11 protein-coding genes and 1 other RNA gene are annotated in these 12234 nt (G+C 66.8%); 7 read left to right on the forward strand and 5 right to left on the reverse strand.

Annotated elements, in window-relative coordinates; all coding sequences use genetic code 11:
* Nucleotides 1-29 precede the first annotated feature (29 nt).
* Both HUK65_RS01865 and HUK65_RS01870 read left to right on the forward strand, forming a co-directional pair.
* On the forward strand, nucleotides 30-899 hold the full coding sequence (locus tag HUK65_RS01865) for an acyl-homoserine-lactone synthase (protein WP_179904430.1): 870 nt from the start codon (nucleotides 30-32) through the stop codon (nucleotides 897-899).
* A 73-nt stretch (nucleotides 900-972) separates the two neighbouring features.
* Nucleotides 973-1716, forward strand: coding sequence for a DUF1194 domain-containing protein (locus HUK65_RS01870; protein WP_179904431.1), 744 nt, complete (start codon nucleotides 973-975; stop codon nucleotides 1714-1716).
* Here the strand turns inward: HUK65_RS01870 and HUK65_RS01875 are convergent.
* Both HUK65_RS01875 and HUK65_RS01880 read right to left on the reverse strand, forming a co-directional pair.
* Complete coding sequence (locus HUK65_RS01875; protein WP_179904432.1) at nucleotides 1695-2333, reverse strand: ceramidase domain-containing protein; 639 nt, start codon at nucleotides 2331-2333, stop codon at nucleotides 1695-1697. The genes HUK65_RS01870 and HUK65_RS01875 overlap by 22 nt on opposite strands.
* Nucleotides 2333-2785 carry a nucleoside deaminase gene (locus tag HUK65_RS01880; protein WP_179904433.1) on the reverse strand — a complete coding sequence of 151 codons (453 nt, stop codon included), beginning with the start codon at nucleotides 2783-2785 and terminating at the stop codon, nucleotides 2333-2335. The genes HUK65_RS01875 and HUK65_RS01880 overlap by 1 nt, the downstream gene beginning before the upstream one ends.
* Before the next feature lie 84 nt (nucleotides 2786-2869).
* On the opposite strand from HUK65_RS01880, the gene HUK65_RS01885 reads away from it, so the two are divergent.
* The 3 genes from HUK65_RS01885 to HUK65_RS01895 all read left to right on the forward strand — a co-directional run bounded on the left by HUK65_RS01885 (nucleotide 2870) and on the right by HUK65_RS01895 (nucleotide 5416).
* Nucleotides 2870-3736: a pseudouridine synthase gene (locus HUK65_RS01885; RefSeq protein ID WP_179904434.1), complete on the forward strand. Its 867-nt coding sequence runs from the start codon at nucleotides 2870-2872 to the stop codon at nucleotides 3734-3736.
* A 37-nt stretch (nucleotides 3737-3773) separates the two neighbouring features.
* Nucleotides 3774-4161, forward strand: an RNA gene (rnpB, locus tag HUK65_RS01890) — RNase P RNA component class A.
* Nucleotides 4162-4243: 82 nt separating this feature from the next.
* The gene (locus HUK65_RS01895) at nucleotides 4244-5416 is read left to right on the forward strand and encodes a FliM/FliN family flagellar motor switch protein (protein WP_179904435.1); all 1173 of its coding nucleotides are present in this window, start codon (nucleotides 4244-4246) and stop codon (nucleotides 5414-5416) included.
* Nucleotides 5417-5488: 72 nt separating this feature from the next.
* On the opposite strand, the gene purD is transcribed toward HUK65_RS01895, so the two are convergent.
* Nucleotides 5489-6760 carry a phosphoribosylamine--glycine ligase gene (gene purD / locus HUK65_RS01900; RefSeq protein ID WP_179904436.1) on the reverse strand — a complete coding sequence of 424 codons (1272 nt, stop codon included), beginning with the start codon at nucleotides 6758-6760 and terminating at the stop codon, nucleotides 5489-5491.
* A 77-nt stretch (nucleotides 6761-6837) separates the two neighbouring features.
* Here purD and xseA point away from each other — a divergent pair, with 77 nt between their 5' ends.
* Entirely contained in the window at nucleotides 6838-8448 is a 1611-nt protein-coding gene (xseA, locus tag HUK65_RS01905; protein WP_179904437.1) for an exodeoxyribonuclease VII large subunit, read from the forward strand.
* Nucleotides 8449-8547: 99 nt separating this feature from the next.
* On the opposite strand, the gene HUK65_RS01910 is transcribed toward xseA, so the two are convergent.
* Nucleotides 8548-8958: a metallopeptidase family protein gene (locus tag HUK65_RS01910; protein WP_179904438.1), complete on the reverse strand. Its 411-nt coding sequence runs from the start codon at nucleotides 8956-8958 to the stop codon at nucleotides 8548-8550.
* A gap of 100 nt (nucleotides 8959-9058) precedes the next feature.
* Here HUK65_RS01910 and gltX point away from each other — a divergent pair, with 100 nt between their 5' ends.
* Complete coding sequence (gene gltX, locus HUK65_RS01915; protein ID WP_179904439.1) at nucleotides 9059-10381, forward strand: glutamate--tRNA ligase; 1323 nt, start codon at nucleotides 9059-9061, stop codon at nucleotides 10379-10381.
* A gap of 206 nt (nucleotides 10382-10587) precedes the next feature.
* Here gltX and HUK65_RS01920 read toward each other — a convergent pair whose 3' ends face one another.
* Complete coding sequence (locus tag HUK65_RS01920) at nucleotides 10588-12018, reverse strand: Glu/Leu/Phe/Val family dehydrogenase (protein ID WP_179904440.1); 1431 nt, start codon at nucleotides 12016-12018, stop codon at nucleotides 10588-10590.
* Nucleotides 12019-12234: the final 216 nt, after the last annotated feature.

Here is a 12234-nt window from a genome sequence, read left to right on the forward strand (position 1 = left end):
TCACCTGTAACTAATCGGAGGCTACTAATATGATCGTTGTGGTTGATGCGCTCAACGCGGATCGTTTCGGCGATCTGCTGGATGATATGTACAGGCTGCGGGCCCGGGTTTTCGGGGACCGGCTTGGCTGGGACGTGAAGATCGAAAACGGGCGCGAGATCGACGAGTTCGATCACCTGAACCCGGCCTATGTCATCGGGATCGACGATGAAGGGCATGTGATCGCCTGCGTGCGTGCCCTGCAGACGACTGGTCCACATATGCTGGCAGATGTGTTTTCCTCAATCCTGGACGGGGAACCCCCGCTTCGCAGCGCAACCATCTGGGAATCCACCCGCTTCTGCGTGGATACCGAACGGCTGGACCGGGGCACCGGGCGCAATTCGATCTCCTATGCCACGTGTGAGCTGATGATCGGATCACTGGAATATGCCCAGAGCGCGGGTATCACCGATATCGTGACGGTGATCGATCCGGTGATGGACCGGGTGCTGAAGCGGTCGGACAATGCGCCCTATGGCTATGTCGGATCACGCAAACCCATGGGCAAGGTGTCGGCGCTGGCAGCACTTCTGGATTGTTCGGATGAACGCATCGACCGCGTGCGCCGGTTCGCCGGGATCGAAGGCGATGTCTTTGCTGATGACGATGAGGTCCGCGCCCTGCTGGATGCCCGCGCCACGGTCGAGGCGCTGACGCAGATGGCCCATGATGGCGGGCCGGAAGGTACGCCGCGCACCCAGGCCTCACGCGCACAGGTGCTGGAGTATTTCCGCAGCCAGATCGAAGGCGCGGACAGCGTTCAGGAACTTGAAGCTGCCTTGCGGATTGCCGAGGAATTCATGGCAGCCCAGCCAGACACCGATCTGCAAAAGCTGCTGGAGCGTCAGCTGCACTGACCCTTGCGCGGGGCCGAGGCACCACGGCCCTGCCGCATCTGGACCGAATCATGGCCCGGGTTATGCTTGGTCCATGATGCACACGCCCTGTCCCGCGCTGCTGACGCGCCGCTCCCGCACCGCATGGCGTCAGGTTCTGCCCGGCGCCATGCTGGCGTTGCTGGTCGCATGGCCCGCGCAAGCCTGTCGGCTGGCCCTTGCCCTGGGGCTTGACGCCTCTCGCTCGGTCAGCGAGGCCGCCTATGACACCCAGCTGCACGGGCTGATCGCCGCATTCCGGGACCCCGGGGTTCGGTCAGCGATCCTGACCCCGTCCGAGCCTGTCGCGCTGGCGATCTACGAATGGAGCAGCCGCTGGCAACAGCATGTGATCCAGGGCTGGGTCTTGCTGGAAGATGCCGCCGGGATCGATGCCGTCATCACCACCCTGCAGGCTCATGACCGCAGCTTCGCCGGGCAGACCGCCGTGGGCCGGGCGTTGTTCTTTGGCGGGCGGCTGTTGCTGGGGGCACCGGATTGCGCGGCGCGCACGCTCGATATTTCGGGCGATGGGCGCAACAATGATGGCCCCACGCCCGAACGCATCTACGCCCGCTTCAACTTCGACGACATCACGGTGAACGGGCTGGCCATTGGCGGGCTGGAGTCTGACATCCTGAGCTACTACCGCGATCACGTCATCCGTGGCCCCGGCGCGTTTGTGGAATATGCCGAGACCTGGCGCGATTTCCCCCCGGTCATGCGCCGCAAGCTGCTGCGCGAACTGACCGCGCCACTGTTTTCCGCCCTGCCGGATCAGGACAACCCGCGGCGGTAGCGCAGATAGACTTCGATCATCCAGGCCAGCATCACCGCGTTCAGGATGTGCCACATGAAATGCGTGCCGATGGGAAAGGCATCGCAGACCGCCGCATCCGCCATGCGAAAGCCCAACGAGACAAACAGAACCCCCGCCCCGATCAGCAGCCCGCGCCCCGTGGCCGTCCCGCGCAGAATCAGCCCATAGATCACGATCAGCAGCGCCACCGCCCCATAGACCGCATTCGCCCCCAGCCCCGGCACCACCAACCCCAGCGCCCAGGCCACAGCCGCCACATAGGGCACAAACAGCGCCAGCGCCCCGGCACCGCCCACCAGCCCCAGCCGCAGGAAATCGCGCGTGGCCGCGAACAGATAGATCAGGATGAAGACCAGGATCGGCAGCACATCGGCCAGCCCCGCCCAGCGCGTGGCATGGGTGTGCCACAGGAAAGACCCCACACCGATCACCGCCAGCACCCCAACCAGCGCCTGCGCCATGGGCACCCCCCGCGCCCGGGGCCACATGATCGCCGCGGCAATCAGGAAGGCCGCGTTGGTGACGGCATTCACCGGCTCGGCCCAGAAGGCGAAATCACTGCGTTCGCAATAGGCGATGACCTGTTCGGCCCACATCAGCGCAACCTTTCGAAGAATTCCCGCAACAAGGCCTCGGCCTCGGGCGCGGCGATCCCGTCATAGACCTCGGGGGCGTGGTGGCATTGCGGATGCGTGAACACCCGCGCGCCCTGCGCCACACCCCCGGATTTGGGATCGGCGGCGCCATAGTAAAGCCGCCGGATGCGCGCAAAGCCGATGGCGGCGGCGCACATGGGGCAGGGCTCCAGCGTCACATACAGATCATGACCCGGCAGCCGTTCGCTCCCCAGCGCGGCGCAGGCGGCGCGAATCGCCAGCACTTCCGCATGGGCGGTGGGGTCGGCGCGTTCCCGGGTGCGGTTGCCCTCGGCCGCGACCACGCGGCCATCGGGCGCCACGATCACCGCGCCCACCGGCACCTCGCCGCGCGCGGCGGCCAGGGCGGCGTGCTCCAGCGCGGCCTGCATATGGCTGTGAAAGCGGCTCATGCCCTGTTGATGCCCCCCCTGACCCATTCCTGCAAGCGCCGATCGGCTCTTTTGCGCCCCCCGTTTCCGCGCTATGCCAAACCCATGAGTGACAAGCCCTCTCCCCCCCGCAGCGGCGAGCGAATCGCCAAGGTGCTGGCCCGCGCGGGCGTCGCCTCGCGCCGTGATGCCGAGGGGCTGATCACCGGCGGGCGCGTGGCGGTGAACGGCAAGCGCATCACCTCGCCGGCGCTGAACGTAACCGACAGCGACCGGATCACCGTGGATGGCAAGCCCCTGGCCGCGCCGGAACCCGCGCGGCTGTGGATGTATCACAAACCCCAGGGGCAGGTGACCACCACCCGCGATGAAAAGGGCCGCGAGACGGTGTTCGACAAGCTGCCCGAGGGTCTGCCCCGGCTGATGCCCGTGGGGCGGCTGGACATCAATTCCGAAGGGCTGCTGCTGCTGACCAATGATGGCGAGCTGAAACGCCGGCTGGAGCTGCCTTCGACCGGGTGGCTGCGCAAGTATCGCGTGCGGGTGAACGGCCGGCCTTCCGAGGCGACGCTTGCCCCGCTGATTGAAGGTGTGGAGATCGAGGGCGAGCGCTTCCAGCCCATGATCGCCCAGATCGACCGCCAGCAGGGCGCCAATGCCTGGCTGACCGTCGGCATCCGCGAGGGCCGCAACCGCGAGGTCCGCCGCGCCATGGAGCATGTGGGGCTGGTGGTGAACCGGTTGATCCGGGTCAGCTATGGCCCCTTTCAGCTTGGCCAGTTGGAGCCGGGCGCCCTGCGCGAGGTCAAACCGCGCGTGCTGCGCGACCAGTTGGGCCTGGACCCCGCGGCAGACCCGCCCCCGCCACGCCCCCGCCCCGGGCGCGGCGCGCGCGCCAAAGGCCCGGGGCAAGGCCCCAAACCGGGCGCGCTCCCACGCCAAGGCACCCCCACCGCGCCGCGCAAGCGCTGATTGACGCGCCCCGGCGCAGCGCCTATGTGGGCAGGGCGCGGATGGCCGGATGGCCGCGTGCCCGCCAACGGGTGCGAGGAAAGTCCGGACTCCATGAAGCAAAGGTGCCGGGTAACGCCCGGCCGGGGCAACCCGAGGGAAAGCGCCACAGAGAACAGACCGCCATGCCTGCATGGCAAGGGTGAAACGGTGGGGTAAGAGCCCACCGCGGACCGGGTAACCGGGACGGCACGGCAAGCCCCACCTGGAGCAATGCCGAATAGGGACCTCATGCCGGGGCTGATCCCACAGGGATATCGCCGCAGGGCCGCTTCAGCCCGAGGTCCGGGTTGGCAGCCAGACCCTGTCGGCAACGACAGGGCCAGATGAATGGTCATCGCCGGGGCAACCCGGAACAGAATCCGGCTTACAGGCCATCCGCGCAATTGGCCCCCGAACCGTATAACGGAAAGGGTTTGCTAACCGGACCCTGCCAGAATGCAGGGCGCAAACCGTGCAGCCGGGGTCATGATGGATACAGAACAGGACATGCCACCAGGGGGTGAACCCATCCTGCGCCGCATGGTGGCCCCATCCCGGGTCAGCCAGCTGGCGGCGGACGCGCCCGCGCCCAGGTCGCTCAGCGAACAGGGGCGCCTGGCTCTGGGCCGGGCGCTGCGCGCCTGTGGCAACCTGCCCATCAGTCCTGCCACCATGACCGAATGCCGGATGCCCCTGTGCGAGCTTCTGGAGCGGCTGGAAACCGGCATGTTCATCGGCATCCTGGAAAATGGCGCCACCGCACCGGGCCTGGTCATCCTGGATGCCGATATCGCGACCGCCGCGGCCGATTACCAGACGCTCAGCCGCATCCCCCCCGTCACCCCGAACACCCGCCGCAAACCCACCCGGACCGATTCGGCGCTGGTGGCACCGGTCATGGATCTGATGCTGGCGAAACTGGACCACAGCGCAGACCCCGATTCGGGATGGGGCCGGGGGTACCGGTTCGCCTCATTCATGGAGGAGCCGCGCCCGGTCGGGCTGATCCTGGACGATTGTGACTATGTTGTGCTGCAGACCGATCTGGCCACCATCCCGCCCCCGCCCGGCGTGACCGGTGGCGCTGACACACCGGCGGAGGCTTCCGACGAACGCCGTTCGGGGGCGTTCCTGCTGGCTGTCCCCCTCGCCCCACCGCCGGACCCGTTCGATGAGCCCGCGCCCCCTGAGAGCACCCCGGATGCGCATGACGCCTTTGCACCGGCCGCAGATGCCCTGCCCCGCAGTGATATCGCCACCACCATGCGCCACGCGATGCAGCGCTATCCGGTCAAGCTGAATGCAATCCTGGCGCGCGTCCCCATGCCGCTGGGGCAGGCCACGCAACTGCGCCCCGGCGATGTGCTTGAGGTGCCGGTCTGCGCGCTTGAACAGGTGCAGGTCGAAGGGGTCGATGGCCTTCCCATCGCCACAGCGCGGCTGGGCCAGGCCCATGGCAACCGCGCGGTGCGGATCACATCAGACCAGCAGACGCCCGAAGACCCGACCTTCCTGTCCGCGGCCCTCTCGCAACCGCCGGAAGACACCGCACCACCCGGGCTTCCCGCCGACCCCGAGCCGCCAGAAGACCCGTTCGACATGTCCGACATGGAGTCATCGGGGATGATGTCCGAACCGATGGATTTCGACAGTATCTGAGGTCGCACCAAACCCCGCCCGCCCGGGTGGCATTCGACCGGCGGCCCGGCCAGCGCCCCGGGAATGGCCCGGTCAGTCCGTGCCGATTGCCCGCCAGCCGATATCGCGGCGCATGAACCCCTCGGGCCATTCGATCCGCCCGGCCATGTCATAGACCCTGTCGCGGGCCTCCTGCAGGGTGCGCCCACGGGCGGTCACATTCAGCACACGCCCGCCATCCGCCAGGATGCGCCCGCCATCGGCGCGGGTGCCCGCATGATAGACCATGTGCCAGGAATCCGCGGGGAGGCCTTGCAGGCCCCTGATCTCACTTCCCTTTTCATAAACACCCGGATAGCCCTGCGCTGCCATCACCACGGTCATGGCATGGTCATCGGCCCAGTTGACGGCCATTTCGGACAGCCGCCCCTCGGCGCAGGCCATCAGCAGGTCCAGCACCTGCGCGCCCAGCCGCATCATCAGCACCTGCGCTTCGGGGTCACCGAAGCGGACATTGTATTCCACCAGCCGCGCCTGCCCGTCATGGATCATCAGCCCGGCGTAAAGGACACCCTGATAGGGCGTGCCGCGCCGGACCATCTCGGCCATGGTGGGGCGGATGATCTGCTCCAGCACCTGCGCCTGCAGGGCCTCGGTCAGGACCGGCGCCGGGGAATAGGCGCCCATGCCGCCGGTATTGGGGCCGGTGTCACCTTCGCCCACGCGCTTGTGGTCCTGCGCCGTGCCGATGGGCAGCACATCCGTGCCATCGACCAGCACAAAGAAGGACGCCTCCTCGCCATGCATGAACTCCTCGATCACCACCTCGGCCCCTGCGGCGCCGAACCCTCCGGCGAACATCATGTCCACAGCCTCGCAGGCCTGGGCGATGGTTTCGGCCACCACCACCCCCTTGCCCGCGGCCAGCCCGTCGGCCTTGACCACTATGGGCGCGCCCTGTGCGGCGATATGGGTCTTGGCGGCATCGGCATCGGCAAAGCGCGCCCAACCGGCGGTGGGCGCATCGCAAGCATCGCAGACTTCCTTGGTAAAGGCTTTCGAAGCCTCCAACCGAGCCGCCGCTGCCGAAGGGCCAAAACATGCGATCCCCGCATCGCGCAGTGCATCAGCCACCCCGGCGGCCAGCGGCGCTTCAGGCCCGATGACCACGAACTCGATGGCATTGTCCTGACAGAACTCCGCAACGGCGCTGCGCGAATTGATGTCGATATCCGCGCATTCGGCGATCTGCGCAATGCCCGCATTGCCCGGCGCCACCACCAACCGGTCGCATTTGGGGTTCTGCTTGATCGCCCAGGCGATGGCATGTTCGCGCCCGCCCCCGCCCAGCACCAGAATATTCATCGCACCCGCCCCCGGCTTGGCCTTTGTTGCGCAGCGGTCTAGGGTATCGCTGCCGCCCTGACAAGCATGAGCGCCCCATGGACCTGATCGACGACCCGCAACCGGTGTCCAACACCCCCGAATTCACCGTGGCCGAAATCTCGGGCGCCGTGAAACGTGTGATCGAGGGTGAATTCGGCCGTGTGCGCGTGCGCGGCGAGGTGGGGCGCGTGGTGGTGGCGCGCACAGGGCACATGTATTTCGACCTGAAGGATGAGCGCGCCGTGCTGGCCGCCGTCAGCTGGAAAGGGCAGGTCGCCCGGATGCGGGTGCGCCCCGAGGAAGGGATGGAGGTCATCGCCACGGGGCGCATGACAACCTTCGGCCCGCAGTCGAAGTATCAGCTTCAGGTGGAAAGCGTGGAGCCCGCCGGCGCGGGTGCGCTGATGGCCATGCTGGAAAAACGCCGCGCCGCCCTGGCCGGCGAAGGGCTCTTCGATGCCGGGCGCAAACGCCCCCTGCCCTATCTGCCGCGCGTGATCGGAGTTGTGACCTCGCCTTCGGGGGCGGTGATCCGCGATATCCTGCACCGGCTGCGCGACCGCTTTCCGGTGCAGGTGATCGTCTGGCCGGTTGCCGTGCAGGGCGAACGCTGCGCCCCCGAAGTCGCCCGCGCCATCACCGGGTTCAACGCGCTGGCGCCGGGCGGGAAGGTGCCGCGCCCGGATGTGCTGATCGTCGCACGCGGCGGCGGATCGATCGAGGATCTCTGGGGCTTCAACGAGGAAATTGTGGTCCGCGCCGCCGCAGCTTCGGAGATTCCGCTGATTTCGGCGGTGGGCCATGAAACCGACACCACCCTGATCGACCATGCCGCCGACCGCCGCGCGCCCACACCCAGCGCCGCCGCGGAAGTGGCGGTGCCAGTGCGCGCCGATCTGCTGGCGCATGTATCCGGGCAGCAGGCACGGCTGCTGCGCGCAAGCGGGCAGATGATTGCCCGGCGCGACCAACGGCTGCGCGACCTGTCGCGCGCCCTGCCCCGCCCCGACTCGCTGCTGGCGGGCGCCTGGCAAGGGTTCGACCGCTGGGCCGAACGCCTGCCCGGCAGTCTGCGCACCCTGGTCAGCACCAAGGCGCGCGCCCTGGCCGAAACCGCAGGCGGTCTGCGCGCCAGCGCCCTGCTGCGCCAGGCCAGCAAGGATCAGGAGCGGCTGCGCTCACGCATGCTGCGCCTTGCCGCTGCGGCGCAACGGCAGTTGGAACGCGCCCGGGCAACCCTGCCCGAATCCACCCGCCTGGACCGCGCCCTGAGCGCCACCACGGCCCACAAGACCGCAGTTCTGGGCATGAGTACAGGTCGCCTGCGCCCTGAGATCGCCACCGCGCGGATCACCGACGCAAGGGCACGGCTGGACGAGCGCACCCGCCAGCTGAACGCAGCACTTGACCGCCGCCTGGAGCGTGCTCGCCATGCCATCACCCAGGCAGAGCGCCTGCGCCAGAGCCTGGGCTACACGGCCACGCTTGCCCGCGGCTACGCGGTGGTGCGCGACGCTTCAGGCCAGCCTCTGACTACAAGACAGGCCGCCAGCGACGCCACGGGGCTGGAGATCGAGTTCCGCGATGGCCGCCTGAAGCTCGGTGGCGCACGCACAAGCCCCCCGCGCCCCCCGAAACCTGCCCCCGATCAGGGCAGCCTGTTCTGAGTCAGCAAACACCAGCATGCGCGCGCGCCCCGCGCCGTTCGGGCCGGGGCGAGGCGGGTGAGTGGGCGCCACGGCCCGAACGGCGCGGGGCGCGCGCGCTTATTCCCACCAACGGTCGACGACAGCAATATCGTCATCCGTCCATCCCAGGTGATGGGCCAGTTCATGCACATAGACATGGGTTACCAGCGCGCCCAGGCTGACATCGCCGCGCTCGATCCATTCCTCCAGGATCGGACGCCGGAACAGCCAGATCGTGTCCGGCTCCATCGGCTGATCGAATAGCGATTTTTCAGGCAGGGGTACGCCGCTGTAGAGACCCGTCAATCCGAACGGGTCCTCCATCGCCATCTCCTGTAGAACGTCCTCGGGGGCGAAATCCTCTATCCTCAGCGCGACCGTGCGGGCATGCTGCGCGAATTCCGGCGGCAGCGCGGCAATCGCGGCCTCGGCCAGCGCTGCGAAATCCTCCAGCGACGGCGCATGCCGCCCAGCCCATCGTTTCACCATGTTGCCCTCCGGGTGGTTGCCGTCGCCAAGGCGCCTCACGCTGCCGATATGGACAAAACCACGCCGCTGTGAAAGAGGGAGCGCAACAGGAGAGCCCCGCATGACCGTCACCCGCTTTGCCCCATCGCCCACCGGATACCTGCATATCGGCAATCTGCGCACGGCGCTTTTCAACTATCTGATCGCCCGCAAGACCGGGGGCAGTTTCATCCTGCGGCTGGATGATACCGACCCCGAACGGTCAAAGCAGGATTATGTCGATGCCATCAAGACCGATCTGGACTGGCTGGGCCTGCACTGGGACCGTGAGGAGCGGCAATCCGAGCGGCTGGAGCGCTACCATGCTGCCGCCGAGACGCTGCGCGATGCCGGGCGGCTCTATGAGTGTTTCGAAACCCCCACCGAGCTGGATCTGAAGCGCAAGAAGCAGCTGAACATGGGCCGCCCGCCGGTCTACGACCGCGCTGCCCTGTCCCTGTCCGAGGCGGACCGCGCCCGGCTGCGCACCGAGCGCGACGGTTACTGGCGGTTCCGCCTGGATCATGAACGGATCGAATGGGCCGACGGGATCCTGGGGCCGCAATCCATCGATGCCGCCAGCGTTTCCGACCCGGTTCTGATCCGCGCGGATGGGCAGGTTCTGTATACGCTTGCCTCGGTGGTGGATGACATCGAGATGGGGATCACCCATGTCGTGCGCGGCGCCGACCATGTGACCAATACCGCCACGCAGATCCAGATCATCCGGGCGCTGGGGGGCACGCCTCCGGCTTTTGCCCATCACAGCCTGCTGACCGGCCCACAGGGCGAAGCCCTGTCCAAGCGGTTGGGAACATTATCGCTGCGCGACCTGCGCGCCCAAGGGGTTGAGCGGATGGCGCTGCTGTCGCTTCTGGCGCGGTTGGGATCCAGCCAGCCCGTCGTGCTTGCCGCGGATATGGACGAGATCGCCGCCGGTTTCGCGCTGGAACAGTTCGGAGCGGCGCCGACCAAGTTCGATGCCGACGACCTCTGGCCCCTCACGCGCCAGCATATCCAGCGCCTGCCCTTCGAGGCCGTTGCCGAGCGGATTGCCGCGCTGGACGTTCCCGCGCAGAAGGCCGAAGCCTTCTGGGAGGTGACACGCGAGAATATCGACCGACTGGAAGACCTGGGGCAATGGTGGGCGCTCTGCCGCGACGGCGCCGAACCGGTGATCGCCCCCGAAGACGCCGAGTTCGTCGCCGAGGCCCTGGCACTGCTCCCCCCACCCCCCTATGGGCCGCAGAGTTGGCAGGACTGGACCAGCGCCGTCAAGGCCGCAACCGGACGCAAGGGCAAGGCGCTGTTCATGCCGTTGCGCAAGGCCATCACCGGGCGGACCCATGGCCCCGACATGGCGGCACTGATGCCATTGCTGCAGACCGTCCCCGGACAGGACTGAAGCAGGAAGGCCTGGCGCCTGCCTCCCTGACAACCCGGCGCACGCGCTTCATCAGGGGCGCAAGCCTCAACGATGTCCCTGCCCGGTGACCTGCACCGGGCAGCGCCCCCGAGGCGCGCATCGGGTGGGTGGGCGCGGCTCGGGGGCGCTTTTGCGGCCGGGAAACACACGGTCAGGGGTGGACGGGTCCGCGGCAGGATGCGGCGTTACAACCCCTTGGCGCGATAGCTGGCTGCAACCTTCTCGATCGCCACGACGAACGCCGCGGTGCGCAGATCCTGCACGTCCTTGCGGCTGCGCCAGACCTCGGCAAAGGACTGATAGGCGGTGCGCATGGTGTCATCGAGGCCCGAGCGCACCAGCGCCAGTTCGTCGGCGCCCTGCAGGTAGCGGCGCTTGAAATCGGGCGAAAGTTCCCACCCGAGTTCACGATCAGCGGACAGTCGCTCCAGCTCCTTGACCAGCAGCATGGCGTGCGCTTCCTCATTCCGGCGCTGCATCCGGCCAAACCGGATGTGGCTGAGGTTCTTGACCCATTCGAAATAGGACACCGTTACCCCGCCTGCATTGGCATAGAGATCCGGGATGATCACCACCCCCCGTTCGCGCAGGATCTCGTCAGCGCCTGCGGTCACGGGGCCGTTCGCGGCTTCGATGATCAGATGCGCGCGGATGGCATTGGCGTTGCCCATGTTGATCACCCCTTCGAGGGCGGCGGGGATCAGGATATCGCATTCCTGTTCCAGAACACGCGCGCCATCCTCGACAAAGGTCGCATCGGGAAAGCCACTGACCCCACCGTGTTCAGCGATCCAGTCGCGCACGGCGTCGGGGTCCATTCCTTCGTCATTCATCAACGCGCCGTCACGTTCGATGATGGCGATGACCCGCGAATCGTCCTCCTCGCGCAGGAACTTTGCAGCGTGATAGCCCACGTTGCCCAGCCCCTGCACGATGATCCGCTTGCCCGCCAGCGTTCCGGTAAGCTGCGCCTTGGCGACATCCTCGGGGTGGCGGAAGAACTCGCGCAGGGCGAATTGCACGCCACGGCCCGTGGCCTCTACCCGGCCCTTGATCCCGCCCGCGTTCAGGGGCTTGCCGGTCACACAGGCGCGCGCGTTGATATCGGTGGTGTTCATGCGCGTGTACTGGTCGGCGATCCAGGCCATTTCACGCTCACCCGTTCCCATGTCGGGGGCGGGCACGTTCTGGGCCGGGTGAATCAGGTCGCGCTTGGCTAGCTCATAGGCGAAGCGGCGGGTGATCTGCTCCAGCTCATGTTCCTCATACTTGCGCGGATCGATGCACAGCCCCCCCTTGGACCCGCCAAAGGGCGTTTCCACCAGGGCGCATTTGTAGGTCATCAGGGCGGCCAGCGCCTCGACCTCGTTCTGGTTGACCTCGGGCGCGAAGCGGATGCCGCCCTTGACGGGTTCCATATGTTCGGAATGGACCGAGCGGTAGCCGACAAAGGTTTCGATCCGTCCGCGCAAGCGCACACCGAAACGGACCGTATAGGTCGAATTGCAGATCTGGATCTTTTCGGCGAGGCCGGGGGGCAGGTCCATATGCGCCACGGCACGGCGAAACATCAGATCGACATTTTCGCGAAATCCGGGTTCCTTGATATCCAGCATCTCTGTCCTCCCTCTGAGCATCGACTTATCGGTATGCACTGTCCTTTTCACACAAGAAGCTTAACAGGTCGATTGCACAATTAAACGGCGATTTTGAAATTCCTTGCCGCGCGCCTGCCCCCGAACTGGGTTCAGCCGGATCATTCGATTTTGCCAGAAACTTGCCACAATCCCGGTTCACCCGCCCCAAAACAGCCTGAAACGGCGGGTATGACA

Source organism: Rhabdonatronobacter sediminivivens (assembly GCF_013415485.1).
In the GTDB taxonomy this organism is placed as follows: Bacteria; Pseudomonadota; Alphaproteobacteria; order Rhodobacterales; family Rhodobacteraceae; genus Rhabdonatronobacter; species Rhabdonatronobacter sediminivivens.

Coding starts and splice junctions, on each gene's coding strand:
- HUK65_RS01865 (WP_179904430.1), top strand. CDS start 30: ATGATCGTTGTGGTTGATGCGCTCAACGCGGATCGTTTCGGCGATCTG.
- HUK65_RS01870 (WP_179904431.1), top strand. CDS start 973: ATGATGCACACGCCCTGTCCCGCGCTGCTGACGCGCCGCTCCCGCACC.
- HUK65_RS01875 (WP_179904432.1), bottom strand. CDS start 2,333: ATGTGGGCCGAACAGGTCATCGCCTATTGCGAACGCAGTGATTTCGCC.
- HUK65_RS01880 (WP_179904433.1), bottom strand. CDS start 2,785: ATGAGCCGCTTTCACAGCCATATGCAGGCCGCGCTGGAGCACGCCGCC.
- HUK65_RS01885 (WP_179904434.1), top strand. CDS start 2,870: ATGAGTGACAAGCCCTCTCCCCCCCGCAGCGGCGAGCGAATCGCCAAG.
- HUK65_RS01895 (WP_179904435.1), top strand. CDS start 4,244: ATGATGGATACAGAACAGGACATGCCACCAGGGGGTGAACCCATCCTG.
- purD (WP_179904436.1), bottom strand. CDS start 6,760: ATGAATATTCTGGTGCTGGGCGGGGGCGGGCGCGAACATGCCATCGCC.
- xseA (WP_179904437.1), top strand. CDS start 6,838: ATGGACCTGATCGACGACCCGCAACCGGTGTCCAACACCCCCGAATTC.
- HUK65_RS01910 (WP_179904438.1), bottom strand. CDS start 8,958: ATGGTGAAACGATGGGCTGGGCGGCATGCGCCGTCGCTGGAGGATTTC.
- gltX (WP_179904439.1), top strand. CDS start 9,059: ATGACCGTCACCCGCTTTGCCCCATCGCCCACCGGATACCTGCATATC.
- HUK65_RS01920 (WP_179904440.1), bottom strand. CDS start 12,018: ATGCTGGATATCAAGGAACCCGGATTTCGCGAAAATGTCGATCTGATG.